General features: G+C 35.0%; 3 protein-coding genes. All 3 read left to right on the forward strand.

Annotated features, from left to right (window positions below; translation table 11 throughout):
- The first annotated feature begins 169 nt into the window (after nt 1-169).
- The 3 genes from AB1414_19015 (at nt 170) to AB1414_19025 (ending at nt 2,251) form a co-directional block, all read left to right on the forward strand.
- The gene (locus AB1414_19015) at nt 170-1,372 is read left to right on the forward strand and encodes an LUD domain-containing protein (GenBank protein MEW6609503.1); all 1,203 of its coding nucleotides are present in this window, start codon (nt 170-172) and stop codon (nt 1,370-1,372) included.
- Between the two features lie 30 nt (nt 1,373-1,402).
- On the forward strand, nt 1,403-1,552 hold the full coding sequence (locus AB1414_19020; protein ID MEW6609504.1) for a hypothetical protein: 150 nt from the start codon (nt 1,403-1,405) through the stop codon (nt 1,550-1,552).
- A gap of 291 nt (nt 1,553-1,843) precedes the next feature.
- The gene (locus tag AB1414_19025; GenBank protein MEW6609505.1) at nt 1,844-2,251 is read left to right on the forward strand and encodes a hypothetical protein; all 408 of its coding nucleotides are present in this window, start codon (nt 1,844-1,846) and stop codon (nt 2,249-2,251) included.
- The last annotated feature ends 312 nt before the right edge of the window (nt 2,252-2,563 follow it).

Raw genomic sequence — 2,563 nt, forward strand, 5'->3', positions numbered from 1 at the left:
GTTTGTGTCATAAGTTTGTCCTCCTTATTTTAGTTAGTTAATACTTTTTGTATAGTATACCATAAAATCTTTCGCAGGTCAAACTTGACACTTTATCATATCATCTCTGTGACTCTGTGGCTATATCTCTGAACGGTTACCAAAAATGATATTCTGATTAAAGGAAAATATGTTCACATTAAAGCAAATATTGCAACTTAGAAAATCCTTCAATGAGGTGAAGGAAAGAAAAAAGAAAAGAAGGTTTAAGATAAACAAAGGACTATTGCGAAGGTTTCGTGAAGAAAGTGTGGGCAACCAAAAATTACTCCAAAAAACAGTTGACCAGTTAAAATCCAATGGTATCAAAGTTATTTTAGCCGAAAAAAAAGATGATGCCTTAAATTTCTTAAAAGAAGAACTCAAAGATTATAATGTTATTGTCAAATCTAAATCAAATGTCTCCAAAGAACTTAAAATTACAGACTTTTTAAATGAGATAGGAAAAACTGTTGTGGAAACCGACATTGGCGATAGACTTCTTCAGATTACAAATGAAAAGCCTTCTCACCCAACCGGTCCTGCAAGTCATCTCTCCATAAATGATATTCAACTGGCTCTGGAAAACTACTTCGGACATAAAATAAGTAATGTTCCAGAAGAGATTGTAGCTGAGATAAAAAAGGATATAATTTCGTATATCAATAAGGCAGAAGTGGCAATTGTTGGAGCAAATGCGATTACCGCAGATGAAGGAGCAATTGTCATTATCCATAATGAAGGGAATGTCTCGGAAATAATTCAAAAAACGAATAAATTGATTGTGGTTACTGGCGTGGAGAAGATATATAATAATTTGGAAAATGCCATAACTATGGTTAAGGCTTTGACTTACAACGCCACTGGAGCAAAAACAACCTCATTTATCAACATTATCACGGCTCCAAGTAAAACTGCGGATATAGAGAAAAAACTTATCAAGGGTGTTTATAGCCCACAAGAAATAATCGTAATCCTCCTTAATAATAAAAGAGAAGAGATTAGTCAAAGTAAGTTTAAAGAATTATTGTATTGTATCGGTTGTGGTTTCTGCTTGGTTGCCTGTCCGATGTATTTAACTGTTGGAGATAGATACGGTGTGGATGAAAATATCGGCGGGAGAGGTATTTTATTATCTTATTTAAGGGATGAAAACAAACAGGCGGCAAAAACAGCTAATCTTTGTCTGAGTTGTTTTAATTGTAAAAAAAACTGTCCGATAAATATTAATATTCCGAGGATGGTGTGGCAGATACGAAAGATGGAGGGGCAAAATAATTTAGTTGCTTTTATATATGCTCATTTTGTCTATATAGTTAATTCATTTGTAACTATTCACCCTGTAGGAAAGTAGAAGAGTAGGGAAGTAGGAAAGGAGAAGAAAATGAATGAGAAGTTAGATGATTTTAGACAACTTGTAGCAGAACTTCCCCCTAAAAATCATCTAAAAAGCAGATTTAAGTTTATGAGTATCAAGAAGATACGACCAAAATATATTTTAAAAGTGTACCTACGAATATTTTTAATATTTTAAAAAAATACTTGACAATTCTTACAATTTATGAGATAATATTTTTTATGAAGGATTAGAAATAAACCTGTCTGTTCAATTGTAGATACGAAAGTCTCAAAATCACTTTCAACATATCTTCTTAATTACCAATAGGTTATCTCAAATTTTTGTTTGTTTTTTGGGAGAAGTTTCGTTATAATTCTTCGTGTCCTTCGTGCTCTTTGTGGTGAATAATTACAGCATTAGTTACACCTGACTTCAGGCTATCAGAATAATCCTTGAATTACAGTTTTTTCCCAGGAGGAGGTAAATATGGCAATAAAAATGTGGGGTTTCAGTGCTTCAAAACAATCTAAACCCAGGGTACCAGATGCCGTTAAGGCGAATGTGGAGACGAAGGCAAACAATCTCATTGAGACTGTTCTGAAACCGAATCACATCAAGGTTCCTTCTAAAGATGAGCGATTTAACTACATCGTAGATATTTACTCGAAATGGTATCGAAACTATTTTTATTTCTGTGCAAAGTATGCCTGTCCTGGTCCATATGCCATTTCACCATTTTTTGAGGCAAAATTTGCTCGTCTGGAATATATTGGCAATGAATGTTTTAATCTTTCATACATGAGACACACAGAACAATGGTGGGAGCTCTACACCGAGTTATCTTTAGATGAGTGTTTGGATGCTATCAGGGATGAACCTCACTTCTTGCCGTAAAGAGAACCGCCTGACAACTTGTTGCCGCCGACCACCAGAGACAACGGGTAACTGTTCAGATAGTAATTCACCGCAGAGACGCAGAGGAACAGAGGAAAAAATATCTTTTTTTTCGTGTTTTTCGCGTTTTTCGGTGTTTAAAAAGGCTTAAAAACAGTTAGTCGAAAGTCCGTATTAAAAAATTAATGTAACTATTCACCACGAAGGGCACGGAGAGCACGAAGTGAAATTTGATGAATTATCGAATAGAGTCATTGGATGCGCTATAGCGGTGCATCGAACTCTTGGGCCAGGTTTGCTTGACACCGTGAA

The organism is bacterium, from assembly GCA_040755795.1.
In the GTDB taxonomy this organism is placed as follows: Bacteria; UBA9089; CG2-30-40-21; order CG2-30-40-21; family SBAY01; genus JBFLXS01.

Excerpts from the sequence above, each read along its gene's own strand:
- AB1414_19025 (MEW6609505.1), top strand. The coding sequence starts at position 1,844 with ATGGCAATAAAAATGTGGGGTTTCAGTGCTTCAAAACAATCTAAACCC.
- AB1414_19020 (MEW6609504.1), top strand. The coding sequence starts at position 1,403 with ATGAATGAGAAGTTAGATGATTTTAGACAACTTGTAGCAGAACTTCCC.
- AB1414_19015 (MEW6609503.1), top strand. The coding sequence starts at position 170 with ATGTTCACATTAAAGCAAATATTGCAACTTAGAAAATCCTTCAATGAG.